Source organism: Streptomyces marokkonensis (genome assembly GCF_039539045.1).
GTDB lineage: Bacteria > Actinomycetota > Actinomycetes > Streptomycetales > Streptomycetaceae > Streptomyces > Streptomyces marokkonensis.
Genome location: NZ_BAABCQ010000019.1, coordinates 44,819 through 68,586, shown reverse-complemented (window position 1 = coordinate 68,586; position 23,768 = coordinate 44,819). Strand labels below are relative to the sequence as shown.

Here is a 23,768-nt window from a genome sequence, read left to right as displayed (position 1 = left end):
CGTGAACCTCAGCCTTCAAGGCTGGAATCCGCCCCCTGTGCGGGGCGGAGGATGTCAAACCTAATGTGGGTTGCATGACACCCCATGGTGAAAGTATGCCCAACGGGCACAGTGAGCCGAGGTCGGGGCGATGGTCCGACCTCGGCCGCCCGCCGTTGAACGCCACTGCCCTGCGTCGAGGCCTTGTGCGCGCGGACGGACTGTGGCGGCAGGTGGACGTGGTGCAGAGCACCGGTTCCACCAACTCCGACCTCGTGGCCCGGGCCGCCGAGGGGCGGCAGGCGGAAGGGGTCGTCCTCGTCGCCGAGGAGCAGACCGCCGCGCGGGGCCGCCTGGACCGGCAGTGGACGGCACCGCCCCGCTCCGGCCTCTTCTTCTCCGTACTGCTGAGGCCCGTCGAGGTGCCCGTGGCCCGCTGGGGCTGGCTGCCGCTGCTCACCGGCGTGGCGGTGGCGACCGGGCTGTCCCGGGCCGCGGGTGTCGATACCGCCCTGAAGTGGCCCAACGACCTGCTCGTGACGGTCGGCGACGAGGAACGCAAGGCGGGCGGCATCCTCGCCGAGCGGGCCGGCGACGACGGGGTCGTCGTCGGAGTCGGCATCAACGTCACCCTGCGGGCCGACGAACTCCCGGTGGCGCGGGCCGGGTCGCTGGCGCTGGCCGGGGCACTGAGCACCGACCGGGACCCGCTGCTGCGGGGGGTGCTGCGATCGCTGGAGGACTGGTACGGGCGGTGGCGGACGGCCGGCGGCGACCCGGCGGCCGCCGGGTTGCAGGAGACGTACGCGGCGGGCTGCGCGACGCTCGGCCGGGTGGTGCGGGCGGAGCTTCCGGGGGACCGGTCGATCGTGGGGGAGGCGGTGGCCGTGGACGGGGACGGGAGGCTGGTGCTGGCCACGGCGGCGGGAGTGCAGGAGCCGGTGGGGGCAGGGGACATCGTGCATCTGCGACCGGCGTGAGCGTGCGACCGGCGACCGGAGACCGGCGTGAGCGTGCGCCTGCGACCGGCGACCGGGGTGGGTGTGTGTCTGCGGTCGGGGTGAGCGTGTGTACGCGAGCGGAGTGGGCGTGTGTACGCGAGCGGAGTGGGCGTGTGTACGCGACCGCGATGGACCTGTGATCGGTGCCGGCGCGCCCGCCGGTGCGCCCCCTGCCGCACGACCACCGTGGCTGCCCGCGGGCTGCCGCCGGATGCTCGTAGGGAGTGAGCTGGGGCACACCTGACGTAAAGTTGGGGCCGGTCGAACCTGACCGCAGCAGATCGGAAGGGCAGCAGGCGTGACCGTCGACGACACGGGCTCCGGCGCGGACGGGGACGGCCGGGTGGACCCCGAGCCCGGCCCGGAGTCCGGCGACTCCGGCGAGGACCCGCTCGCGCTGCGCCTCGAAGGGCTCATTCTGGGCGCCGAGCGTCGCTACACCCCCTTCCAGGCCGCCCGCAGCGCGGGCGTCTCCATGGAGCTGGCCTCCCGTTTCTGGCGGGCGATGGGCTTCGCCGACATCGGCCAGGCCAAGGCGCTCACCGAGGCGGACGTCCTCGCCCTGCGGCGGCTGGCCGGCCTGGTGGAGGCGGGGCTGCTCAGCGAGGCCATGGCCGTGCAGGTGGCCCGCTCCACCGGGCAGACCACCGCCCGGTTGGCCGAGTGGCAGATCGACTCCTTCCTGGAGGGCCTGACCGAGCCTCCGGAGCCCGGGATGACGCGCACCGAGGTGACGTATCCCATCGTCGAGCTGCTCCTGCCCGAGCTCCAGGAGTTCCTCGTCTACGTCTGGCGGCGCCAGCTCGCCGCCTCGGCCGGCCGGGTCGTCCAGGCCGGTGACGACGAGGAGATGGTGGACCGCCGGCTCGCCGTCGGCTTCGCCGACCTGGTCGGCTTCACCCGGCTGACCCGCCGGATGGAGGAGGAGGAGCTCGGCGAGCTGGTCGAGGCCTTCGAGACCACCGCCGCCGACCTGGTGGCCGCACGCGGCGGACGGCTGATCAAGACCCTCGGCGACGAGGTGCTCTACGCCGCCGACGACGCCGGTACGGCGGCCGAGATCGCGCTGCGCCTGATCGAGACGATGGCGAACGACGAGACCATGCCGGAACTGCGCGTCGGTATCGCCTTCGGCACGGTGACCACCCGGATGGGCGATGTCTTCGGTACGACCGTCAACCTGGCCTCCCGGCTCACCTCGATAGCCCCCAAGGACGCCGTCCTCGTCGACAGCGCCTTCGCGGAGGAGCTGATCCGCACCCGGGACGCCCCGGCCTCGGAGGCGGTGGCGGCCGAGGAGGCCGCCGATGCGGAGAAGGAGGGCGAGCAGCCGCCGGCGTACCGCTTCGCGCTGCAGCCGATGTGGCAGCGGCCGGTGCGCGGTCTCGGCGTGGTCGAGCCGTGGCTGCTCACGCGGCGGGGTGGCGGCGGGGAGTCGTAGGACCCGCAGTCGGTGGTCGGCCCACCGGCCGGTGGTCGTCGACGTCATGGACCTTCCCCCGCAACGCCCGAGCCCCGGAGCGCCCGAGCGCGGAGCGCATGAGCGCCGTACGAGCCCCGGTTGCGCACCAGCGTCCCCGCACGCGCGCCCCGCTGTGCCTGGGGCGGAGTGGGACGCGGGGCACGTCAGGTCTTTCCCCGCGCGGGCCCGCCTGCGATGATCGGGCGGTCGGCTTGTTAACACGCGTTAACCGGAGGGTGTCATGAGCGAGGAGCGGTTCGGAGAGTTCGTCCTGGTGCGGCGACACGGGGACGGGCATGTCGCGGAGCTCGCGCTCGACCGGCCGAAGGCCATGAACGCCGTCTCGACCGCGATGGCCCGGTCCGTCGACGCGGCGTGCGCGGCGCTGGGCGAGGACCGGAGCGTACGGGTGGTGGTGCTGACCTCGACCCACGGGCGGGCGTTCTGCGTCGGGGCCGACCTGAAGGAGCGCAACTCCTTCACCGACGCCGACCTGTTGCGCCAGCGGCCCGTGGCGCGGGCGGCGTACACCGCGGTGCTGGAGCTGCCGGTGCCGACGGTCGCGGCCGTGCACGGGTTCGCGCTGGGGGGTGGGTTCGAGCTGGCGCTGTCGTGCGACGTGATCGTGGCCGACTCCACGGCGGTGGTGGGGCTGCCCGAGGTGTCCGTCGGGGTGATTCCGGGCGGCGGCGGTACGCAGCTGCTGCCGCGGCGGGTCGGTGCGGCGCGCGCCGCCGAGCTGGTGTTCACGGCGCGGCGGGTGGCTGCCGTGGAGGCGCGCGAGCTGGGGCTGGTGGACCAGCTCGTGGAGGAGGGGCGGGACCGGGAGGAGGCGCTGGACCTCGCCTCCAGGATGGCCGCGAACTCGCCCGTGGGGCTGCGGGCGGCCAAGCGGGCACTGCGGCTCGGACACGGTCTCGACCTGCGGACCGGCCTGGAGGTCGAGGACGCGGCGTGGCGGTCGGTGGCGTTCTCGGGGGACCGCGCGGAGGGCGTGGCGGCGTTCAACGAGAAGCGGGCGCCGCACTGGCCGGGCGAGTGAGCCGACCTTGTGGCGCGGTCGTGCGTCCGGCGTCGGTCCGCCCGGGGTCGGACCGCCCGGGGTCGGTCCGCCCGGGGTCGGACCGTGCACTCGGGCATGTCCCCGTTCGCCCTGCTTGAATGCCGTTTCGTTGTGAATCTCCCTAGCCTGGAGTGATGGGTGACGACAGGCGGCTCGCGGCCGTGGTGGCGCTGGCGCAGGGCATGGCCGCCGCGCACAGCTCGCGTGAGGCCTGGCGGGCGGCGGCCGTCGGTGCCTGCCTGGCGCTGGGCGGCAGCTTCGCCGCGCTGTCGGTGTGGGAGCGCGAGCTGGGCCGGCTCAGGGTCCTGGTGAACGTCGGCCGGCTGGCCGAGGGCGAGGAGGAGTTTCCGGAGGACGAGTCCTACCCGGTGCACCAGTTCGCGGAGATCACCGAGTTCCTGCACGAGCGCTGGGCGGGCGGCGGTGAGCCCGACGCCTGGGTCGAGACGGCCGAGGGGCCCGCCGCCGGGCGCCCGGGATACGTCCATCAGCGCGTCGCCGCCCTGCGCCGCCGGGGTCGCGGTTGCTGTGTGGTCGCGCCGATCGTGCTGCACGGCCGCGCCTGGGGCGAACTGTACGTGGCCCGTCCGGTCGGTGAGCGCGTCTTCGAGCGGGCCGACGCCGACTTCGCCACCGTACTGGCCTCGGTCGTCGCCGCCGGGATCGCGCAGACCGAGCGGCTGGAAGAGGTCCGGCGCCTCGCGTTCACGGACGCGCTCACCGGGCTGGCCAACCGCCGTGCCGTCGACTCCGCACTGGACGAGGCCGTCGAACGGCACCGCAGGGAGGACGTCGTCGTCAGTCTCGCCGTGTGCGATCTGAACGGCCTCAAGCGGGTGAACGACACGCACGGGCACGCCGTCGGCGACCGGCTCCTGGAGCGTTTCGGGTCGGTGCTGTCACTGTGCGGGGCGATGCTGCCGGGGGCGCTGGCGGCGCGGCTCGGCGGGGACGAGTTCTGCCTGCTCGCGGTCGGGCCGTCCGCCGACGCGGTGGTCAAGGCGGCCGAGGAGCTGTGCCGCAGGGCGGCCGAGCTGGAGCTCGGGGACGGTGTGGCCTGCGGGGTCGCCTCCACCGAGGACCCCGTCGGGCCCGTCCGCTCCGCCCGTCGGCTGTTCCGGCTCGCCGACGCCGCCCAGTACCGCGCCAAGGCCGAGCGGTCGGCGCGGCCGGTCGTCGCCGGCCGCGAGGGACCCGAGGACCCCGTCGTGCGGCTCGCGGACGAGCCCTCCCGGGGGGAGGACGGGGAACGCAGGCGGTTCCGCGGGCGGCACTCGCCCTGATGCCGGTGCGGTGCCGATGCCGGCTCCGGTCTCGAGGCCGACGCCGATGCCGGCTCCGGTCCCGAGGCCGGTGTCGGTAAGGGGCGCTCCCCGTATCCGCCGATGACGTACCCCCTCGTGACATCGTCGAATTCACTGCGTACGCTCCTGAATATGGATATGCACACTGTGATGGTGGGGACGTCCGGGGCCACCGCGTCCGACGTCCTCGCCGTGGCGCGGGCCGGCGCCCGGGTCGAGCTCTCCGGCGAGGCGGTGGCCGCCCTGGCCGCGGCCCGCGACATCGTGGACGCGCTGGCCGCGAAGCCGGAGCCCGTGTACGGCGTGAGCACCGGCTTCGGCGCCCTGGCCACCCGGCACATCGGCCCGGAGCTGCGGGCACAGCTGCAGCGCAACATCGTCCGCTCGCACGCCGCCGGGATGGGTCCGCGCGTCGAGCGCGAGGTGGTCCGCGCGCTGATGTTCCTGCGGCTGAAGACCGTCTGCTCCGGGCGCACCGGCGTCCGCCCCGAGGTCGCGCGGACCATGGCCGACGTGCTCAACGCGGGTATCACCCCGGTCGTGCACGAGTACGGCTCCCTCGGCTGCTCCGGCGACCTCGCCCCGCTGTCGCACTGCGCGCTCACCCTCATGGGCGAGGGGGAGGCCGAGGGTCCCGACGGCACCGTACGGCCGGCCGGTGAGCTGCTCGCCGAGCACGGGATCGCCCCGGTCGAGCTGTGCGAGAAGGAGGGGCTCGCCCTCCTCAACGGCACCGACGGCATGCTCGGCATGCTGGTCATGGCCCTCGCCGACCTCGACACCCTTTACAAGTCCGCCGACATCACCGCCGCGCTGACCCTGGAGGCCCTGCTCGGCACCGACAAGGTGCTCGCCCCCGAGCTGCACGCCATCCGCCCGCATCCGGGGCAGGCCGCCAGCGCCGCCAACATGGCTGCCGTACTCAAGGGCTCGGGCCTGACCGGGCACCACCAGGACGACGCCCCCCGCGTCCAGGACGCCTACTCGGTGCGCTGCGCCCCGCAGGTCGCCGGTGCCGGACGCGACACGATGGCCCACGCGGGTCTCGTCGCCGAGCGCGAGCTGGCGGCGGCGGTGGACAACCCGGTCGTCCTGCCCGACGGCCGCGTGGAGTCCAACGGCAACTTCCACGGCGCCCCGGTCGCCTACGTCCTCGACTTCCTCGCCGTCGCCGTCGCCGACCTCGGCTCCATCGCCGAGCGGCGCACCGACCGGCTGCTGGACAAGAACCGCAGCCACGGCCTGCCGCCGTTCCTCGCCGACGACGCCGGCGTCGACTCCGGCCTGATGATCGCCCAGTACACGCAGGCCGCCCTGGTCAGCGAGCTGAAGCGACTGGCCGTACCGGCCTCGGCGGACTCGATCCCGTCCTCCGCGATGCAGGAGGACCACGTCTCCATGGGCTGGTCGGCGGCGCGCAAACTGCGCACGGCCGTCGACAATCTCACCCGCGTGATCGCCGTCGAGCTGTACGCCGCCACGCGCGCGATCGAACTCCGCGAGGGTCTCACCCCCGCCCCGGCCTCGCAGGCCGTCATCGACGCCGTACGGGCGGCCGGTGTCGAGGGTCCCGGGCCGGACCGCTACCTGGCGCCCGACCTCGCCGCGGCGGACGCGTTCGTGCGGGCCGGGCACCTGGTCGCGGCGACGGAGACGGTCACGGGGCCGTTGCGCTAGCGACCGGCGAACACCGAGGGGCCCCGTCGGGAGGACGGAGGCCCCTCGGTGCTGTCCCGAACGGCGAACGGTCAAAAAAGCCAAAAGAACGTCAAGAGCTATTAAAAACCGATGCGTTCCCGGCGCACCGAATACCCGACGAAGCCGACGCCGAGACCGAGACAGAGGGCGCCGCCGACGACGTACGGCGTGCTGTCGAAGCTTCCGGTGTCGGCCAGGCGGGTCGTGCCCTCACCGGTGACCCCCGTGCTCGTGGACGCGGCTCTCGCCTGCTCGGTGACCTGCGGAGACGGACTCGCGGCGGCGGACTCGAGCACCGGTGTCTCGGGTGTCGCGTTCGCGGACGGGACGAACCACATGGCGCACAGGAGGCCGCCTGCGGCGGCGGCGGTCAGCAACGGACGGCGAGCGGATGACACGGAATATCGATCCCCTTGTGGCGCTGGCGAATTGGCCGTGTGGGCAGATGTTAGTGAAAGTCGCGGGTCACAGGAAAGTCACGGGAGCGGTCGGCCTTACGCTCCGGGCATGAGTACTCCAGAGACATCACGTTTTGTACGGATTCGCGTCGAGCTCGTTCTCGCGGTCGACGACGAGGAGGCCGTCACCGGGGCCGCGCTGCAGTCGCTCGCCGACGACGTCGACCTGCGCGAAGCGGAACGGGCCGAGGCCGAACGCGCCGTGTCGGAGGACACCGCCGAGGCGCTGGCCCATCTCGTGGACCCGTTCGACCTGGTCGCCGAGGTGCCCGGGGTCGAGCTCCAGCAGGCCTCCTGGAGCAGCGAGCTGGTCGACTACGACCCCGATTCGCCCGAGTGGGACCTCGACGAGGATGATGGCGACGAGAACGACCCGGAAGACGAAGAAATGACGGTCGGCTGACGCGGTGTGGGGAAATATGTGACCCCGGGCGGCAACCACCGCCCGGGGTTTCGTCGTCTCAAGGGGCGCACCGACCGACCCCCGCATCGCCCCCGCCTCCCGCAGCAAACGTGGTATGGCCCACATATGCGAGCGATGTGGAACGGGACGAACCGGTCGTAGCGTTGAAAGTTATTGACGGGGAATCTCGGGGTTTCCGGATCAGCGACGATGGAGAAGCGTGTGATGACGGACGGTAAGCGGCGCAAGGGTCTGGTGGCCGCGTCCGCACTGCTCGGCGGTGTGCTGGTGCTCTCGGCATGTTCCAGTAGCGACGCCGACACCTCCGGGGGTGGGGACGGGAAGACCTCGCAGGCCGAGGCCGACAAGGCGGCGGCCAAGAAGGCCTCCGAGGCGCAGATCGAGATCAAGCCCGGGGACAACTCGGACAACGCCTCCATCAACAACTCCGCCGGCGTCACGGTGAGCAAGGGCACGCTCACCGAGGTGAAGATGACCGCCACCGACGGCACCGAGGTCAGCGGTGAGATATCCGCCGACAAGACCAGCTGGAAGCCCAGCGGGCAGCTGGAGCGGGCCACCACCTACAAGGTGTCGGCGACCGCGAAGGACTCCGAGGGCCGCGCCGCCCACGAGAACTCCTCGTTCACCACGGTCTCCCAGAAGAACAGCTTCATCGGCACCTTCACCCCGGACGACGGCAAGACGGTCGGCGTCGGCATGCCCGTGTCGATCAACTTCGACAAGGCGATCACGAACAAGGCCGCCGTCCAGAAGGGCATCACGGTCAACACGACCAGCGGCCAGGAGGTCTCCTGCCACTGGTTCAGCGCCCAGCGCATGGACTGCCGGCCCGAGGACTACTGGCAGGAGAACTCGACCGTCACCCTCAAGCTGGCGCTCGACGGAGTCGAGGGCGCCGAGGGCGTCTACGGCGTCCAGCAGAAGTCGGTCAGCTTCAAGACCGGCCGCAACCAGGTCTCGTACGTCGACGCGAAGACCAAGCAGATGAAGATCACGCGGAACGGCAAGACCGTCAAGACGATCCCGATCTCCGCCGGCTCCCCCGAGAACAAGACCTACGAAGGCCAGATGGTGATCTCCGAGAAGTACAAGGAGACCCGGATGGACGGCTCGACGGTCGGCTTCACCGACGACGACGGCAAGGGTGAGTACGACATCAAGGACGTGCCCCACGCCATGCGCCTGAGCACCTCCGGCACCTTCATCCACGGCAACTACTGGGGCAAGGGCATCTTCGGCCAGGCCAACACCAGCCACGGCTGCGTGGGCCTGGCGGACGCCCAGGGCGCCGACGACCCGAACACGCCGGGCGCCTGGTTCTACGACAACTCCATGATCGGTGACGTGGTCGTCGTCCAGAACACCGGCGACAAGACCATCGCCCCGGACAACGGCCTCAACGGCTGGAACATGGACTGGGCCCAGTGGAAGGCGGGTTCGGCCATCTGACGCCGAACTCCCCGTCACCCGGCAGTACTTCTGCTCGAACGCCCGCCTCCCCTCACCGGGAGGCGGGCGTTCGGCGTTTCCTCTTCCAGCTCGCACCAGACCGTCTTGCGGTCCGCGCGCTGCTCCACGCCCCAGCGCAGTGCCAGCGCGTCGAGGAGGGTGAGACCGCGTCCGGACTCGGCGGTGGCGGCGGCCGGCCCGACGAGTACGGGCAACGCACGCGGATCGGGGTCGGTGACCTCCACGCGCGTGTGGTTCGCGCCGGTGCGGGCCACACGGACGGTAACGGGTGTGCCCTCGCCGACGTGGTCGACAACGTTCGTCAGCAACTCGCTAGCGCAGAGCTGGACGTCGTAGCCGTGGTGGCGCAGGAGGTACCGCAGTTCGGGTACGGCCTTCGGCGTGGCGAGCATGCTGATCTCGACGGTCACAGTGAAGCCGCCCCGCGGAGTACGGCGGTGAGGGCGCGTGCCGTGGCGGTGTTGCAGTTCCCGAGCCCCACGAGCCCCTCGGCCGGCCTGTACGCCCCGGCGAACGTCGGCAGGTCCACGCGGAGGGACGGGAGCGTGATGCCGTGCAGGGTGAGGGCGGCGCGGAGCTCCTCCACGCAGCGGGTCATGTCGTCTTCCGGACGGGAGGGCTGGGACATGAACGGGCACCTTTCCGTGTGCACTGTGTGACGAACACCTCACACTGTGACGCCGGACGTCCTACCGTGAAAGGCATCTCGCGTCGGCAGCCCGGAGTGCGGAAGAGGCAAGGCCATGGCACAGCGCAAGGACATCGACGGCTCGACGAGCGTCCCGACCTTCTACGGCAAGGAATTGAGGTGGCAACGGGAGCGTGCCGGGCTCTCGCTGGAGGCGCTGGTCGAGGGCAGCTTCTACGGCAAGTCGTATCTGAGCGACATCGAACACGGAGAACGGCGCATGCCGTTGGACCTGGCCCGGCACGCGGATCGGGTGCTGGGGACGGACGGGTTCTTCGAGCGGCGGTGCGAGGATGTGCGGAAGGCTCGGCGGGGTGGACACGCCGAGTACTTCATCGATGTCGCGGAGATGGAGAAGCGTGCTCAGGAGATCGAGGAGTGGGACCCGACTCTGATTCCGGGGCCGCTACAACTGGCGCCGTACATCAGGGCCGTTGTGCTGGCGGCTCATCCCTCGGACTCGGAGGAGGCGGTGGCCGGGAAGATCGAGGCCCGGCGATCACGCGCGTGGCTCTTCGAAGATCAGCGGGCACCCGAAAGCTGGCTCGTGCTGCATGAGTCGGTTCTGCGGCAGCCGATCATCCCACCCGACGCCATGGCCGATCAGCTCGCTCATATCGCCGAGGTGGCGCGCAAGCGCCGGACGGTTCCACAGATCCTTCCGCGGAATTCAGGGGCCCACCCCTTCATGATGGGCACGACAAGGTTCATGACCTTTGCCGATGCACCGCCGGTCATGTATACGGAGGGGATGTACAGCGGGCAGTTGGTCGATGACCCGAGCCTCGTGAGGCAGTATGCGAAGGCGTACGGTCGCCTCAGGGCCGCAGCGCTCCCTCCTGAACCGTCCCTCAAGCTCATTGAACAAGCAGCAGAGGACTACCGAAATGGCAAGCACCCGAATTGTTCCGCCTCGGATGACATGGCGTAAGAGCAGCTACAGCAACGGCGACGGCGGCCACTGCGTAGAGGTCGCCGACGGCATGCCCGGCATTGTCCCCGTCCGGGACTCCAAGGTCGCCGACGGCGGTCCCGTCCTCCTTCCCACCGCCCGCGCTTGGGCACCCTTCGTCGCGGCGGTGAAGGACGCCGGGCCGGCCTTCTGAGCGAGGTCGGCCCCGTCACGTCCGTAGCGAAGCCGCCGCGTCCGTCCCCCAGCTCGCCAGCAGCCGCAAGCCCTCCGCAGACGGTGAGCCCGGCTCGGCGTGGTACGTGACGAAGGCCTGCTCGTCGTCGTCGACCAGGCGGAACGTCTCGAAGGACAGGGTCAGGTCACCGACCAGCGGGTGCCGCATCCGTTTGACGCCGTAGCTCTTCTCCTTGACGTCGTGCGTGGCCCACAGCCGTCGGAACTCCTCGCTCTTCACGGAGAGTTCGCCGACCAGTGCGGACAAGCGCGGGTCGTCCGGGTGCCGGCCCGCGTCCATGCGCAGGAAACTGACCATGTCGGACGCCTTCTGGTCCCAGTCCACGAACAGGTCGCGGTAGTCCGGGTTCAGGAAGACCAGCCGCGCCCAGTTCCGCTCCTGCGCCGGCAGCCTGCCCCAGTCGCCGAAGAGGGCCGCCGCCATCCGGTTCCAGGCGAGGATCTCCGAACGCCGGCCCGTCACGTACGCCGGCACCGTGTCGATCGACTCCAGCAGCTGGAGCAGCGCCACCCGCACCGGCTGCTGCGCCCGCGCACCCGCCGACCGCCGCCGCTGCTGCTTCGGCTTCGCGAGGTGCGTCAGGTGCGCCTGCTCGGCGTCGGAGAGCCTCAGCGCGCGGGCGATCGCGTCGAGGACCTCCGCCGACACGTTCCGCCCGTTGCCCTGCTCCAGGCGTGTGTAGTACGCCACCGACACCCCGGCCAGCTGCGCCAGCTCCTCCCGGCGCAAGCCCGGCACCCGGCGGTGCCGCCCGAACGACGGCAGCCCCACGTCCTGGGGCTTCAGCCGGGCCCGCCGGGTGCGAAGGAACTCGCTCAGTTCGGCACGCCGGTCCAGCTGTCCATCCATACCGTCCAGTATCGCCGGTCGTATTCCCGGTCGTACGCCCGTGAGCCTGTCCCCGCCAGTGGTACGCACGCTGGTCGTAGGCAAAGCCGTGGTCTGGGTGGATGTCCGCGACGGAGGCAGGCTGGAGGCCATACCCACACCGCTGTCACGAGAGTCTCCGGAGAACCCTGCATGACCACTGTCGCCGCATACGCCGCCCCCGCCGCCAAGGCCCCGCTGGAGCGGACCACCATCGAGCGGCGCGAGGTGCGCGAGCACGACGTCCTGATCGACATCAAGTTCGCCGGCATCTGCCACTCCGACATCCACCAGGTGCAGGAGGGCTGGGGCGAGGCCATCTTCCCGATGGTTCCCGGCCACGAGATCGCAGGCACCGTCTCCGAGGTCGGCCCCGGCGTCACCAAGTACGCCGTCGGCGACCGGGTGGGCGTCGGCTGCATGGTCGACTCCTGCGGAGAGTGCGACAACTGCGAGGCCGGCCAGGAGCAGTACTGCGCCGCCGGCAACATCGGGACCTACAACGCCGTGGGCAAGGACGGGGAGCTCACCTACGGCGGCTACTCGGAGAAGATCGTCGTCGACGAGAACTTCGTCCTCGGCATCCCCGAGGGCATCGCCCTGGACGAGGCCGCGCCCCTGCTGTGCGCCGGCATCACCACGTACTCCCCGCTCAGGCACTGGAACGCCGGCCCCGGCAAGAAGGTCGCCGTCGTCGGCATGGGCGGCCTCGGCCACATGGGCGTCAAGCTCGCGCACGCCATGGGTGCGGAGGTGACCGTGCTGTCGCAGTCGCTGCGCAAGCAGGAGGACGGCCTGAAGCTGGGCGCCGACCACTACTACGCCACCAGCGACCCGGCCACCTTCGAGCAGCTGGCCGGCACCTTCGACCTGATCGTCTCGACGGTCTCGGCCCCGCTCGACTTCGGCGCCTACCTGGGCCTGCTGAAGACCGACGGCGCCCTGGTGAACGTCGGCGCCCCCGAGGAGCCGGTCTCCCTCAACCTGTTCACGCTGCTCGGCGGCCGCAAGACCCTCGCCGGGTCCATGATCGGCGGCATCCGGGAGACCCAGGAGATGCTGGACTTCTGCGCCGAGCACGGCCTCGGCGCCGAGATCGAGGTGATCGCGGCGTCCGAGGTCAACAAGGCGTACGAGCGGGTCCTGGCCAGCGACGTGCGGTACCGCTTCGTGATCGACACGGCGACGATCTGACCCGCCTGCCCCGCCTGCCCCGCCTGCCCCGCCTGACGCGCCGGTCGGGCCGGTCGGGCCGGGAAATCCTTTTCTGAGTTTCTTCCCCTCGGCTGTCACACGGCCGCGACGCCCCGGGTCATACCGCCGTAGACACACACGGCGGACGTCCGGACGGACAGGAACCAGGAACCAGGAACCTGTCCGTCCGGGCGCCAAGACCCCGGGAGCAGACATGACGTACCCCTCGTACCCCACCACCCCCCTCCTGGTCACCGGCGGCACGGGCACCCTGGGCGGCCACGTCGTCCCGCTGCTGCGGGCGGCCGGCCACGAGGTACGGATCCTCACCCGGCACCCCCGCCCCGCCGAGGACGGCGTCACGTACGTCACCGGCGACCTCCTCACCGGCGAGGGCGTCGAGGCCGCAGTCGACGGCGTGCACACCGTCCTGCACCTGGCGGGCGGCCCGAAGGGCGACGACCAGGCGACCCGCACCCTCGTCCGCGCGGCGTCCGGCGCGGACGTACGGCACCTCGTGTACATCTCGGTCGTGGGCGCGGACAGCGTGCCGCTGGCGTGGCTGCGCACCAAGCTGGACTCGGAGCGCACGATCGCCGACTCGGGCATCGGGTGGACGGTGCTGCGGGCGGCCCAGTTCCACCTTGCTTTCGGGCAGGGTGCCCGGTCCTTCAGGGCCGGGGGTGAATGCCCGCTCCCGCGTAGCGGGGCAGAGGAAGCCGAATCGCCGCCAGGGCGATTCGGTGTCTCGGCAGGCGTGGCGGTGAGGCCGGTCTCGAGCAGGGACAGCAGCTCGGAGTTGATCAACCGGCGGCCCGTGGCGGCCTGAGTACTCAGCCGCTCGTCAGGTCTTCGGGCACGCAGACGTGCATTTCATTGATTTTCGTCATGTTGGCCTGTTTGCGCCATTATGGTGATGGCATGTCACGTTTCCGGATGTACCCGACGGCCGCGCAGGCTGAGCAGATGCTCACGCACTGCGCGCACGCCCGGTACGTCTGGAACCTGGCCGTGGAGCAGCATGCGCACTGGCGCAGGTGGCGCAGGTCCGCGCCTGGTTTCGCGGAGCAGTGCCGTCAGCTCACCGAGGCCCGGCGGGAGTGCGAGTGGCTGGCGGCGGGGAACGCGGATGTGCAGCAGCAGGCGCTCAGGGACTTCGCGAAGGCCAGGAGCGCCCGTTTCACCTCGGGGTTCGGTGAGCCGACCTGGCGCAGGAAGTTCCAGCATGAGGGCTTCCGCGTCATCGGTACCGACCGTGTCCCCGAGTGCCATGAGGACGGCACGCCGAAGCTGAACGCGAAGACCGGCAGGCAGGTCATGGGCCGCTGTGTGGTCGTGCGGAAGCTGAACCGGCGGTGGGCGCGGGTGAAGGTCCCCGGCTGCGGATGGGTCCGCTTCCGCCTCAGCGTCAAGGGCAAAGGTGCGGTCCTGCCCGACGCGAAGACGTTCCGGGTCACGCTGAGGAACGGCCAGTGGCATGTGGCGTTCGCCGTCGTCCCCGAGCCGGTCGAGGCTCCGGACACGGGCGAGGTCATCGGCATCGACCGGGGCGTTACCATCACCGCCGCCCTCTCGGACGGGCGCAAGCTGAACTGCCCGCAGCTCACCGTCAGGGAACGAGCCCGGATCCGCAAACACGAACGACGCGCCGCCAGGGCGAAGAAGGGCAGTCCGAAGAAGGCGGCCGAGTACGCGAAGGCCGCCAAACTCAAGGCCGGAGACGCCAACCGGCGCAAGGACTGGTGCGAGAAGACCAGCACCATGCTCGCCCGCACCTACCGGCTGGTGCGGTTCGAGAAGCTGAACATCAAGAACATGACCCGCTCTGCGAAAGGGACCGTGGAGCAGCCGGGCAGGCAGGTCCGGCAGAAGGCCGGACTGAACCGGGGCGTACTCGCCCAGGGCTGGGGCCTGCTGCGGCAGCGCACCGGGCACAAGGCCCCCGGCCGGGTCGAGGACGTTCCCGCCCCCTACACCTCCCTGCGGTGCAGCGCCTGCGGATGGATCGAGAAGAAGTCACGCAAGAGCCAAGCTGACTTCGAGTGCGTATCCTGCGGCTTCACCTGCAACGCGGACACCAACGCAGCAGCCAACGTCGCGGTAGGACAGGGCGGGATCCCCCGCCCCCGGCGCCCAGCCGGTACCGGAGGGGCGACAACGGCCACCAGCCGTTCGAACGCCCGTGAACCTCAACCCACCTGGGTTGGAATCCCCCTCTTTCAAGAGGGGGAGGATGTCAAGAGCTGACCCTGACGATGATCGAGAAGATGGCCAAACTGCCGGTCCTCCCCGTCCCGGGCGGACTGCGCCTCCAGCCGGTCGACTCCCGCGAGGTCGCCGCCCGCCTGGCCGAACTGACCCTCGCGGCTCCCGCCGGCCGGGTCCCCGACATGACCGGTCCCGAGGTCCACGACCTGGCCGCCCTGGCCCGCCCGTATCTCACCCTGCACGCCCGGCACCGGCGCCCGCACCTGCCGGTCCGTATCCCGGGCAAGGCGGGCCGCGCCTACCGCGCGGCGGCGAACCTCACACTGGAGGGGGCGCGGACGGGCCGGCGGACGTGGGAGGAGTTCCTGACGGAGCGGACCGAACGGCGGACGGTGACGGCTGCCGCGCCCCGCGCGTGAGCCCGGCGTTCAGCGGCGCCGCAGCGACGCGTCCAGCAGCGCGGGCGGGGTGTCGAACTTCTCGTGCGCGGCCAGGTCGGTCCCGGGAGCGACGATCGCGTCGATCGCGTCCAGGACATCGGCGGACAGCACGGTGTCGGCGGCGGCGAGCTGCGAGCGCAGGTGGTCCAGGGTGCGAGGGCCGATGAGCGCGCTGGTCACGGCGGGGTGCGCGGTCACGAAGCCGAGCGCCAGCTGGATCATGGTCAGGCCGGCCCCGTCGGCGACCTCGGCCAGCCGCTCGACGGCGTCCAGCCTGGCCCGGTTGGCGGGCAGGGAGGTGTCGAAGCGCTCCGGCATGAACGCCGAGCGGTGCGTGGCGATCTCCCGGCCCGCGCGGACCGCTCCGGACAGCCAGCCCGAGGCCAGCGGGCTCCACGCCAGCACACCGAGCCCGTACCGCTCGGTCACGGGCAGTACGTCGGTCTCGATGCCCCGCTGCAGGATCGAGTAGCTGGGCTGCTCGGTGACGTATCGGCCCAGGTGATGCTCGCGGGCGGCCCACTGGGCCTCCACGATGCGGTACGCGGGGAAGGTGGAGGAGCCGAAGTAGCGGATCTTTCCGGCGCGTTGCAGGTCGGTCAGCGCCGCGAGCGTCTCCTCGTCGCTGGTGGCAGGGTCCCAGCGGTGGATCTGGTAGAGGTCGACGTGGTCGACACCGAGGCGGCGCAGGCTGTTGTCCAGTTCGGTGACCAGCCAGCGGCGCGAGGCGCCCCGGTGGTTGCGCTCCTCGCCCATGGGCATGCCCGCCTTGGTGGCCAGCACGATGTCGTTGCGGCGGCCGGCGATGGCCTTGCCGACCATCTCCTCCGACTCGCCGGCGCCGTACATGTCGGCCGTGTCGATGAGGTTGACCCCGGCCTCCAGGGCCGCGTCGACGAGGGCGGTGGCCTCGTCCTGGGTGGTGCGTCCGATGCTGCCGAAGTTCATGGCGCCGAGCGCGAGGGAGCTGACCTGTACGCCGGTGCGGCCGAGGGTGCGGTACTGCATGTCGGTGTTCCTCCGGTGTGGTGAGGCGGGGTGCTGCCGCGACGAACGGCATGGCGAGGGGATACGGCGCGGTGCGACCCGTGTTCTGGCAGGGCCATGCCAATGCCGTCCGGCAGGGCTTGGTGACCGGCTCCGCGCTCTGGCATCATGACCAAGCGGGACCCTGTCCCGTTTGATGGTGACGACGATACGGAACAGTGTCCCGTCTAGCAAGCCCGGGTGGCGGAGGAAACGACGTGGTGCAGGAACAGGACGGCGACGAGAGCGCGGAGCACGCGGCCCGGCCCAAGCGGGCGGACGCCCGGCGCAACCAGAAGACCCTGCTCGACGCGGCCGCCGCGGCCTTCGTCGCGTCCGGCGTGGAAGCGCCGGTACGGGACATCGCGGCCCGGGCCGGCGTCGGAACGGCCACCATCTACCGCCACTTCCCGACGCGGGCGGACCTCATCATCGGCGTCTACCGGCACCAGGTGGAGTCCTGCGCCGAGGCCGGCCCGGCGCTCCTGGTGAGCAGCCCGACCCCGTACGCCGCACTGGGCGGGTGGATCGACCTCTTCGTCGACTTCCTGGTCACCAAGCACGGACTCGCCGCCGTCCTGCAGTCCGACAACGCCGGCTTCGAGACGCTGCACGCGTACTTCCTCGACCGCCTCGTGCCCGTGTGCGCCCAGCTCCTCGACGCCGCGACCGCCTCCGGCGAGATCCGGTCCGACCTGTCCGCCCTCGAACTCATGCGCGGCGTCGGCAACCTCTGCATCGGCGCGGAGAACGACCCCCGCTACGACGTGCGCCGCCTGGTCGAACTCCTCGTCGCGGGGCTGCGCCGGCAGGACTGACCGGGCGGGCCGGCGCCCCTCGACTGTCAGTGGTGGCGGCTAGATTCCGGGCATGAAGAGTTGGATCGACAGTCGGCTCGGGAACGCGTATCCGGGCCATGAGGTGAACCTCGTCTTCGTCCGCGGACTGACCGCCGACGCCGTCGCCGAAGGGCTCGCCGGGCTGCGCCGTCAGGTGCTGGAGACGGGTTCGGCCGGCGGGTGGACCTGGGCGATGCACGACTCCTTCGCCCCGGAGGCCAACGACTTCGACACGGCGGACTACCGGCCGCTGTGCGAGGGTGACGGCGAGGCGGTGGTGTTCATGGTGGAGCCGTGCAGCGCCAAGGCCCACTCGCCCGACTTCACCTACTACCGGGACGGTCGGTGCGTTCTGCACTTCAGCTTCGAGGATGTGGGCCAGCGGGTGGGGGACAACCCCGACCACCTGTCCGCCGAGCTGCTGGAAGCCGGCCTGATAGGCCCGGACGCGTACTGCGAGCTGGAGGACGAGGACGACGGGCACGACTGCTCCGAACATCTCGCTGACCAGGACGACCGCTTGGTGCGGGCGATAGCGGCCGCCTTCGGCCTGCCGTCGCCGCCGCTGGCCGCGGAGGTGGTGGGATGAACCGGCTGCCTCCGGACACGTTCGCCACCTTCTGCCGGGGCATGGACACCGGCCTGCTCCAGCGGATCCTGACGGATTCGAGGCGACCGGCACGGGCAGTGGGCGAGGGCGCCGGCTGGGGGTGGGTGCTGCAGGACGCCGGAGCGGCGCCGTACGGGCAGGGAGCGGAGGAGCTGGCCAGGGACATCACCGGCTACCGCTTCGTGGAGCTGGTGGGAGACCGGGCGGAGACCGTGTTCCTGGCGTCCACCCCGGCGTGTGAGTGCCCGCACGGCCAGAACTACATGGTCCCGCACTGCCCCGAGCACCCGTTCCAGTTCGCCTACCACCGCGGCGGCTTCGAGCAGTTGTACTTCAACCTGGGCGCCCGCAGGGAGTCGCGCCGGGGAGGCGCGATGCCGGACCTCCTGCTCCGGGAGTTCCTGGAGGCGGGCGTGGTGGGCAGGGAACCCCCGGAGCCGGGCTTCAACGAGGACGGAGCGGTCACGATGCGGCTCATCAGCCGCCACTTCGGCCTTCCCGCGCTGCCGTGACAGGGAGTTCACGAAGGCGCGGCGCACGGCCGTAGGACCATGAGCGAGCCTTCCGGGGTCGCCGCCATGGCGAAGGGGAACCGGACGACCTCCAGGCAGAGCGCGACGTCGTCAGGGTGTACCCCTTGGCGCACGCCCTCGGTCAACTCGGCGGCGGCGCGCGACCCGGCGGCGCGGCGGAGGAACCCGGCGGCATCCGTCCCGGCCTCGATGGTTTTCCGGGTGGCGTCGGTCCAGCCGGTGGGCCTCGCGCAGGCGTGCAACACCCGTTGCCCCTGGAGCTGCCCCCGTGGGCCTTCCCTTCTGCTCCGGTGATTCAGAGCCTGGAACGTCGGGACGGGTGGGTGCAGGGAGACGGGGGAGCGGGCATGAGGGACAGGCGCGATGGTTCCGCGCGGGCTCCGGAGGCGGCGACACGCACCAGCCCACTGGTCCGGGGCGGCGAAGCCCGTCCCGATGACGCCCACGGACACCGGTACTCCGGTTCCGCCGACCGGTTCTCTCCCGCGGCGGTCCAGAGGCTGCAGGGCACCGCCGGGAACGCGGCCGTTTCCATGGCGATGGCACACCACCCGCGCACCTCGGTCGTGCAGCGGAAACCCGCGAAGTCCCAGCGAGAGGAAAAGAAGCGGGCGAGGAAGGCCGAGAACCAGCGGAACCAGCTGAACGAACCGCGCGACGCCAACCAGAAGCTCGCGATCGCCACCTCGAACGGGCACGCGGTGGAGGCAAGGAGCGGGCTGGGCAACGCTCCGCAGGACGTCCAGGACATGTACGCCAGACTTCCCGAGGACAAAAGGCCTTGGAGCGGACTGCAGCGGGCCGAGAACCGGGCGTTCGAGAACTGCGCGGAAGCCCAGCTCTACGTCACGCTGCTGGCCCGGAACAAGAACCCCAGATCTTTCGACCTCGCCACCTACGGCGCGGATGAGAAGGTCGCCCCGCCGTGCAGGAACTGCGCGCAGTGGGTGCACAAGGAATTCCGCTCCGTGGCGAAGGGAAACAGGCCCTACAAGCGGAGACGCGACTAGCTGGTCCAGTAGGCGGGCCAAGGCAGTGGCCCGGGCGCCGGACGGCGTGCTCCGTCGGCGTGCGGAGGCCTCTTGGCGCCATGAGCCAGGCGCCTGAGCTCCAGAGGCATCCCCACCGGCGCGATCCGTGGACGCCGCGCCTGACGAGCCGAAGGGGAACGTCTTATCGGGCGACTCGTCGAGCAGGCTTCGAACGGCCGCGGGGGAACGAGGAACCCGACACTCTCCTGCCGACGGCCACGAGGCTCGTCCTGGAGCGCCGGAATGGCCAGGGACCCGCGCACGTTGGAGGGAACGGGCAGCAAACGTCGGCGGAGTGCGCGCCGAGCAGCCCGAAAGACCTGGCTGAGAGATATTGGAGGGCCGCGATGGCTGCGCAGACGCAGAGGGCCGTGCTTGCGGGCGGATGCTTCTGGGGGATGGAGGAGCTGATCCGCCGGCTTCCGGGCGTGACGGGGACCCGGGTCGGTTACACCGGGGGAGACGTGCCGAACGCGACGTACCGCGACCACGGCACGCACGCGGAGGCCATCGAGATCCTCTTCGACCCCGAGAAGACCGATTTCCGGGCGCTCCTGGAGTTCTTCTTCCAGATCCACGACCCGAGCACCAAGAACCGCCAGGGCAACGACATCGGCCTCAGCTACCGCTCGGCGATCTACTACGTGGACGACGAGCAGAAGCGGATCGCCGAGGACACGATCGCGGACGTGGACGCCTCCGGCCTGTGGCCGGGCAAGGTCGTCACCGAGGTGGAGCCGGTCGGCCCCTTCTGGGAGGCCGAGCCCGAGCACCAGGACTACCTGCAGCGCTACCCGGACGGCTACACCTGCCACTTCCCGCGCCCGGGATGGCGGCTGCCCACCCGCGCCGACAGCTGACCGGCAGGCGGCCCGCGAGAGCCGGCCGGTAGGCGGCCCGGTCGGAATTCCACCGGGCCGCCCGCCGGGAGGCCGTCAGTGCGGCAGGGTCGCCGGGCTGCCGCCGTTCGCCTCGTAGCCCGCCACCGCCATGGCGCGGTGGACGGCGAACTCGGCCGCCGGGTCGGGGGACATGGTCCACGGCAGGGCGCCTACGTGGCCGTCGATGAGTATCAGCTGGTTCATGGCCTCGGCCCAGCGCTCGCCCCTGACCAGGAAGAAGACCAGCAGGTGGCGGACGTGTGCCTGCATCGGGTCGTCGGGGCGGGCGGAGTGCACCGCGTGCAGGGCGCCGTGGACCGCCTTGGTGACGACCTCGCTCCGGTGAAAGCCCCTGACCAGGTTGACCTCGGGCAGGTGCTCGAAGACGGCGAAGAGCGGCATCGCCGCGAGCAGGGAACCCTGCGGGGCACGCGCCGCCGCCGCCTCCGCGAAGGAGTACGCCAGATCCCGGGAGCCGTGCCACTTCTCGCACCAGTAGTGCAGGGCGGCCAGGTGGGCGCCCATGTGGTTCGGAGCGCGGTCCAGGATCTTCAGCCAGAGCTGCTCGAAGTCCTCGCGCGGGTAGGCGAGCCCGCGCGCGACCGAGAGCTCGATGATGTACGGGATCGGGTCGCCGGGGGCGAGCAGCGCCGCCTCCCCGCACGCCGCCTTCGCCTCTTCCATGATGATCCGGAAGTCGTCCGTGCCCGGCGTCGCCGTCCGCCACGCCTGCTGCACCAGGAACTCCGCGTGCACGGCCGCGCCGCCCGCGTCCTTGGGGGCCTCGGCCCGCCACACCCGCAGCCACTGCCCGCCCGGCGCCTCCCCGACACCGCCGGGCCGCTGCCGCAGCTCCAGCGACGCGGCACCCGCGAAGGCCTGCACGCGCTGCCAGCGCCGCTCGCCCCGCGCCTCCGTGCCGGCGACGAGCTGCTGGGCCCCCCGGTAGTCCTGTGTGCGCTGCACCAGGTCCAGGACGTCCAGCAGGTCCTGGTCGGGGCCGGGCATGCGGATGTCCAGCTCCTCCTCGCGGGCGAAGCCGTAGTTCGCGGGGTCCGCCGCGTCCGGGTGGCCGGCGGGTACCAGACCGACCGCGCTCCGCCGGCGCCGCAGCACGGGGAGCAGCACGAAGCTCAGCATGACCAGCGCTATCAGGACCCACAGAATCTCCATGTCTCAAGCGAACCAGACGCCGCCGACAATTGGCCAACCTGTCCCCCGCTCCTGTGGAAAACGCGCGGAGTCGTCCGCGCGGCTACCCTCGGTGCCCATGAGCGACAGGCACATCAGTCAGCACTTCGAGACGCTCGCGATTCACGCGGGCAACACCGCCGACCCCCGGACCGGCGCGGTGGTCCCGCCGATCTACCAGGTGTCGACGTACAAGCAGGACGGCGTCGGTGGGCTGCGCGGCGGTTACGAGTACAGCCGCAGCGCCAACCCGACCCGTACCGCCCTGGAGGAGAACCTCGCCGCCCTGGAGGGCGGCCGTCGCGGCCTCGCGTTCGCGTCCGGACTGGCGGCCGAGGACTGCCTGTTGCGTACGCTGCTGCGCCCCGGTGATCACGTGGTGATCCCCAACGACGCGTACGGCGGTACCTTCCGGCTCTTCGCCAAGGTCGCCGCCCGGTGGGGCGTGGAGTGGTCCGTGGCCGACTCGAGCGACCCCGCCGCCGTGCGGGCCGCGCTGACGCCGAAGACCAAGGCCGTCTGGGTGGAGACGCCCTCCAACCCGCTGCTGGGCATCACCGACATCGCCGCGGTGGCCCAGGTCGCCCGGGACGCCGGTGCCCGGCTCGTCGTCGACAACACCTTCGCCACGCCGTATCTCCAGCAGCCGCTGGCGCTCGGCGCGGACGTCGTCGTGCACTCCCTGACCAAGTACATGGGCGGCCACTCCGACGTCGTCGGCGGCGGGCTGATCGTGGGCGACCAGGAGCTGGGGGAGGAGCTCGCGTTCCACCAGAACGCGATGGGCGCGGTCGCCGGGCCCTTCGACTCCTGGCTGGTGCTGCGCGGCACCAAGACGCTCGCCGTGCGCATGGACCGGCACAGCGAGAACGCCACCAAGGTCGCCGAGATGCTCTCCCGGCACCCGCGCGTGACGAGCGTGCTGTACCCGGGGCTGCCGGAGCACCCCGGGCACGAGGTCGCCGCCAAGCAGATGAAGGCCTTCGGCGGCATGGTGTCCTTCCGCGTCGAGGGCGGCGAGGAGGCGGCCGTCGAGGTCTGCAACCGCGCGAAGGTATTCACGCTCGGTGAGTCCCTCGGTGGCGTCGAGTCACTGATCGAGCACCCCGGCCGGATGACGCACGCCTCGACCGCCGGTTCGGCCCTGGAGGTGCCCGCCGACCTGGTGCGCCTGTCGGTCGGCATCGAGAACGTCGACGACCTGCTCACGGACCTCCAGCAGGCCCTGGGCTGAGGGCGGGTTCGGGGGCTCACCAGCCTTCCCAGCCGGTCACGGGTGGGGTCGTCTCCGACGGCGGCTCCACCCGGGGCTGGACGGTCAGCGCCCACACCGTGAACGCCACGGCCGCCGCGCACAGCACCAGCCACATCAGGCGGCGGGCGGCGGTCCTGCGCCGCAGCATGCGGCCGCCCCGGCGCACGGCGTCCGCGTACAGCTCGGGCGGCACCCGCGGCGGCGACTGCTCCATGATCCGCCGTACGGCAGCCTCTCGCTGGGGGCGGTTCACCGGCGCCTGCCCGTGCGCCACGCGCGCGTGCCGGACGCGGTGCCGGATGCCGTACCGGTCCTCGTACCGGCCGCCTTGCCCGTCATGGCGTCGCCGCCGCCTTCGGATCCGCCGCTGCCTTCGTTTCCGTTTCCGCCGCTGTCCTCGTGTCCGCCGCCGTCGCCTTCGTTTCCGCCGTCGGCGGGCGGACCGATGTCGAGGGCGGGTGGAGCAGGGTGGCCGTCGCCCGGTCGCAGATCGTCCGTACGCGCTCCACGGGCAGGCCCAGCAGGGCGGCGGCCTGTTCCTCGGCGACTCCCTCGTACATCCTGAGCACCAGGATCAGCCGTTCCTGCGGGGCGAGCCCGCCCAGGGGCCCGAAGCGGCGCCGGCGGGCCCGGCCGATGCCGCCGCCGTACCGGTGCCGGACCTCGCGGGCGAAGCGGGTGGCCAGGTGCTGGCGGGCCCGGTCGTACGGGTCCTCCCCGTGCAGCCGGTCCCAGTACGCGTACGTGTGCGCCAGGGAGAGGGCGAGCAGCCGCCGCGCGCGTGGATTGGTGCCCGGGGGCTCGGCCGTGAGCAGGGTGGCGGCATGCAGCAGCCGCCCTGCCGCGCCCGCGACGAACGCCTCGAACTCCCGGGCCCGGCGGGCACGCTGGGACGCTTGCCGTTCTCGCACCGCGCCTCCCGCCCAGACGGCGACGACCCCTGAGGTCTCATATCAGGCCAGGGGCGGCCCACGGGTCAAGGGTCCGGCGCGAAC

At 71.4% G+C, this 23,768-nt stretch carries 25 protein-coding genes and 3 pseudogenes; 19 read left to right on the top strand and 9 right to left on the bottom strand.

The features are described from left to right. Positions 1-95 precede the first annotated feature (95 nt). The 5 genes from ABEA26_RS07405 (at position 96) to hutH (ending at position 6,486) form a co-directional block, all read left to right on the top strand. The gene (locus tag ABEA26_RS07405) at positions 96-959 is read left to right on the top strand and encodes a biotin--[acetyl-CoA-carboxylase] ligase (protein ID WP_425587795.1); all 864 of its coding nucleotides are present in this window, start codon (positions 96-98) and stop codon (positions 957-959) included. A gap of 319 nt (positions 960-1,278) precedes the next feature. Next, complete coding sequence (locus ABEA26_RS07400; protein WP_345590330.1) at positions 1,279-2,421, top strand: adenylate/guanylate cyclase domain-containing protein; 1,143 nt, start codon at positions 1,279-1,281, stop codon at positions 2,419-2,421. A 262-nt stretch (positions 2,422-2,683) separates the two neighbouring features. Further along, positions 2,684-3,484, top strand: a complete 801-nt coding sequence (locus tag ABEA26_RS07395; RefSeq protein WP_345590329.1) for an enoyl-CoA hydratase/isomerase family protein — start codon at positions 2,684-2,686, stop codon at positions 3,482-3,484. 155 nt (positions 3,485-3,639) lie between these two features. Further along, the gene (locus ABEA26_RS07390) at positions 3,640-4,788 is read left to right on the top strand and encodes a GGDEF domain-containing protein (RefSeq protein ID WP_345590327.1); all 1,149 of its coding nucleotides are present in this window, start codon (positions 3,640-3,642) and stop codon (positions 4,786-4,788) included. 159 nt (positions 4,789-4,947) lie between these two features. Beyond that, positions 4,948-6,486, top strand: a complete 1,539-nt coding sequence (hutH, locus tag ABEA26_RS07385) for a histidine ammonia-lyase (RefSeq protein ID WP_345590333.1) — start codon at positions 4,948-4,950, stop codon at positions 6,484-6,486. A gap of 101 nt (positions 6,487-6,587) precedes the next feature. Here the strand turns inward: hutH and ABEA26_RS07380 are convergent, their stop codons facing one another. After that, a complete protein-coding gene (locus tag ABEA26_RS07380; protein ID WP_345590325.1) occupies positions 6,588-6,905 on the bottom strand; it encodes a hypothetical protein in 318 nt (105 codons plus the stop codon). A 109-nt stretch (positions 6,906-7,014) separates the two neighbouring features. Here ABEA26_RS07380 and ABEA26_RS07375 point away from each other — a divergent pair, with 109 nt between their 5' ends. Continuing rightward, positions 7,015-7,368 carry a hypothetical protein gene (locus ABEA26_RS07375; RefSeq protein ID WP_345590324.1) on the top strand — a complete coding sequence of 118 codons (354 nt, stop codon included), beginning with the start codon at positions 7,015-7,017 and terminating at the stop codon, positions 7,366-7,368. Positions 7,369-7,593: 225 nt separating this feature from the next. Next, a complete protein-coding gene (locus tag ABEA26_RS07370; RefSeq protein WP_345590323.1) occupies positions 7,594-8,841 on the top strand; it encodes a L,D-transpeptidase in 1,248 nt (415 codons plus the stop codon). Between the two features lie 14 nt (positions 8,842-8,855). Here the strand turns inward: ABEA26_RS07370 and ABEA26_RS07365 are convergent, their stop codons facing one another. Then, positions 8,856-9,272: an ATP-binding protein gene (locus ABEA26_RS07365; protein WP_279560139.1), complete on the bottom strand. Its 417-nt coding sequence runs from the start codon at positions 9,270-9,272 to the stop codon at positions 8,856-8,858. Continuing rightward, on the bottom strand, positions 9,269-9,490 hold the full coding sequence (locus ABEA26_RS07360; protein WP_345590320.1) for a hypothetical protein: 222 nt from the start codon (positions 9,488-9,490) through the stop codon (positions 9,269-9,271). The genes ABEA26_RS07365 and ABEA26_RS07360 overlap by 4 nt, the downstream gene beginning before the upstream one ends. Before the next feature lie 115 nt (positions 9,491-9,605). Between ABEA26_RS07360 and ABEA26_RS07355 the strand changes: the two genes are divergently transcribed. Continuing rightward, the gene (locus tag ABEA26_RS07355; RefSeq protein ID WP_345590319.1) at positions 9,606-10,481 is read left to right on the top strand and encodes a helix-turn-helix domain-containing protein; all 876 of its coding nucleotides are present in this window, start codon (positions 9,606-9,608) and stop codon (positions 10,479-10,481) included. Further along, on the top strand, positions 10,468-10,656 hold the full coding sequence (locus ABEA26_RS07350) for a DUF397 domain-containing protein (RefSeq protein WP_345590317.1): 189 nt from the start codon (positions 10,468-10,470) through the stop codon (positions 10,654-10,656). The genes ABEA26_RS07355 and ABEA26_RS07350 overlap by 14 nt, the downstream gene beginning before the upstream one ends. 15 nt (positions 10,657-10,671) lie before the next feature. On the opposite strand, the gene ABEA26_RS07345 is transcribed toward ABEA26_RS07350, so the two are convergent. Next, positions 10,672-11,547 carry a helix-turn-helix domain-containing protein gene (locus ABEA26_RS07345; protein WP_345590316.1) on the bottom strand — a complete coding sequence of 292 codons (876 nt, stop codon included), beginning with the start codon at positions 11,545-11,547 and terminating at the stop codon, positions 10,672-10,674. A 171-nt stretch (positions 11,548-11,718) separates the two neighbouring features. On the opposite strand from ABEA26_RS07345, the gene ABEA26_RS07340 reads away from it, so the two are divergent. The 4 genes and pseudogenes from ABEA26_RS07340 to ABEA26_RS07325 form a co-directional block, all read left to right on the top strand. Next, positions 11,719-12,759 (top strand): NAD(P)-dependent alcohol dehydrogenase, encoded by a 1,041-nt coding sequence (locus tag ABEA26_RS07340; RefSeq protein ID WP_345590314.1) that lies wholly within the window; start codon positions 11,719-11,721, stop codon positions 12,757-12,759. 214 nt (positions 12,760-12,973) lie between these two features. Then, positions 12,974-13,402 (top strand): annotated as a pseudogene (locus tag ABEA26_RS07335) (SDR family oxidoreductase); the annotation flags it as partial. Positions 13,403-13,680: 278 nt separating this feature from the next. Then, positions 13,681-15,006 (top strand): RNA-guided endonuclease InsQ/TnpB family protein, encoded by a 1,326-nt coding sequence (locus ABEA26_RS07330; RefSeq protein ID WP_345590312.1) that lies wholly within the window; start codon positions 13,681-13,683, stop codon positions 15,004-15,006. After that, positions 14,997-15,386, top strand: a pseudogene (locus tag ABEA26_RS07325) (NAD-dependent epimerase/dehydratase family protein); the annotation flags it as partial. The gene ABEA26_RS07330 and the pseudogene ABEA26_RS07325, both read left to right, overlap by 10 nt. Before the next feature lie 9 nt (positions 15,387-15,395). On the opposite strand, the gene ABEA26_RS07320 reads toward ABEA26_RS07325, so the two are convergent. After that, on the bottom strand, positions 15,396-16,415 hold the full coding sequence (locus ABEA26_RS07320) for an aldo/keto reductase (protein WP_345590311.1): 1,020 nt from the start codon (positions 16,413-16,415) through the stop codon (positions 15,396-15,398). 236 nt (positions 16,416-16,651) lie between these two features. Between ABEA26_RS07320 and ABEA26_RS07315 the strand changes: the two genes are divergently transcribed. From ABEA26_RS07315 to ABEA26_RS07305, 3 genes are read left to right on the top strand one after another with little or no spacing between them, the layout of a single operon-like run. Beyond that, complete coding sequence (locus tag ABEA26_RS07315; protein ID WP_345590310.1) at positions 16,652-17,251, top strand: TetR/AcrR family transcriptional regulator; 600 nt, start codon at positions 16,652-16,654, stop codon at positions 17,249-17,251. A 52-nt stretch (positions 17,252-17,303) separates the two neighbouring features. Continuing rightward, positions 17,304-17,861, top strand: a complete 558-nt coding sequence (locus tag ABEA26_RS07310) for a hypothetical protein (protein WP_345590308.1) — start codon at positions 17,304-17,306, stop codon at positions 17,859-17,861. Then, the gene (locus ABEA26_RS07305) at positions 17,858-18,394 is read left to right on the top strand and encodes a hypothetical protein (protein WP_345590306.1); all 537 of its coding nucleotides are present in this window, start codon (positions 17,858-17,860) and stop codon (positions 18,392-18,394) included. The genes ABEA26_RS07310 and ABEA26_RS07305 overlap by 4 nt, the downstream gene beginning before the upstream one ends. A gap of 8 nt (positions 18,395-18,402) precedes the next feature. Here the strand turns inward: ABEA26_RS07305 and ABEA26_RS07300 are convergent. Further along, positions 18,403-18,600, bottom strand: a pseudogene (locus ABEA26_RS07300) (2-phosphosulfolactate phosphatase); the annotation flags it as partial. A gap of 162 nt (positions 18,601-18,762) precedes the next feature. Here ABEA26_RS07300 and ABEA26_RS07295 point away from each other — a divergent pair. Together ABEA26_RS07295 and msrA are read left to right on the top strand one after the other, a co-directional pair. Continuing rightward, on the top strand, positions 18,763-19,425 hold the full coding sequence (locus tag ABEA26_RS07295) for a hypothetical protein (RefSeq protein ID WP_345590304.1): 663 nt from the start codon (positions 18,763-18,765) through the stop codon (positions 19,423-19,425). Between the two features lie 368 nt (positions 19,426-19,793). Beyond that, a complete protein-coding gene (gene msrA / locus ABEA26_RS07290) occupies positions 19,794-20,306 on the top strand; it encodes a peptide-methionine (S)-S-oxide reductase MsrA (RefSeq protein ID WP_345590302.1) in 513 nt (170 codons plus the stop codon). Between the two features lie 75 nt (positions 20,307-20,381). On the opposite strand, the gene ABEA26_RS07285 is transcribed toward msrA, so the two are convergent. Then, positions 20,382-21,500 (bottom strand): hypothetical protein, encoded by a 1,119-nt coding sequence (locus ABEA26_RS07285; protein ID WP_345590300.1) that lies wholly within the window; start codon positions 21,498-21,500, stop codon positions 20,382-20,384. A 97-nt stretch (positions 21,501-21,597) separates the two neighbouring features. On the opposite strand from ABEA26_RS07285, the gene ABEA26_RS07280 reads away from it, so the two are divergent. Beyond that, positions 21,598-22,752, top strand: a complete 1,155-nt coding sequence (locus ABEA26_RS07280) for a cystathionine gamma-synthase (RefSeq protein WP_345590298.1) — start codon at positions 21,598-21,600, stop codon at positions 22,750-22,752. A gap of 16 nt (positions 22,753-22,768) precedes the next feature. Here the strand turns inward: ABEA26_RS07280 and ABEA26_RS07275 are convergent, their stop codons facing one another. Continuing rightward, positions 22,769-23,026, bottom strand: a complete 258-nt coding sequence (locus ABEA26_RS07275) for a hypothetical protein (protein WP_345590296.1) — start codon at positions 23,024-23,026, stop codon at positions 22,769-22,771. Positions 23,027-23,108: 82 nt separating this feature from the next. Beyond that, positions 23,109-23,684 carry a sigma factor-like helix-turn-helix DNA-binding protein gene (locus ABEA26_RS07270; protein WP_345590294.1) on the bottom strand — a complete coding sequence of 192 codons (576 nt, stop codon included), beginning with the start codon at positions 23,682-23,684 and terminating at the stop codon, positions 23,109-23,111. Positions 23,685-23,768 lie beyond the last annotated feature (84 nt).